Raw genomic sequence first — 322 nt, 5'->3', positions numbered from 1 at the left:
GCAGTAATGTTGAGTTTTTCCAGCAACATATCGTACCGCGCCTGGTAGGTGCGGGCGGTTTTCAGATCGATGAAATCACGATTGGTCAGCACCGAAACACTGGGGTGAACTTCCCTGTATGCGTCGTAGCGCACCTGGAGGATCGTGGTAATCGGCCCCAGCCCTTCGGGAACCAGCCGTGCCACATCCTCTCCGAATGATTTCTCGCCAAGAAAACGTATCAACATGTCGGTTGCTGTGCTGTCACTGTCGACAATAGAGCGTCTGTTGAGCTCTTCCAGGCTGTAACGGGCACCGGGGTCCACCCAGAGCAGATCTCCAG

At 55.0% G+C, this 322-nt stretch carries 1 protein-coding gene; it reads right to left on the bottom strand.

Annotated elements, in window-relative coordinates; genetic code table 11:
• A partial coding sequence (locus tag BIU91_RS03210; RefSeq protein ID WP_139196853.1) for a serine hydrolase occupies positions 1-322 on the bottom strand: 322 nt, incomplete at both ends.

Origin of the sequence: Curtobacterium sp. MMLR14_002 (assembly GCF_001864975.1) — a bacterium.
GTDB lineage: Bacteria > Actinomycetota > Actinomycetes > Actinomycetales > Microbacteriaceae > Curtobacterium > Curtobacterium flaccumfaciens.
The sequence above is the reverse complement of the archived record's forward strand: the minus strand, read 5'-3'. Positions and strand labels throughout refer to the sequence as shown.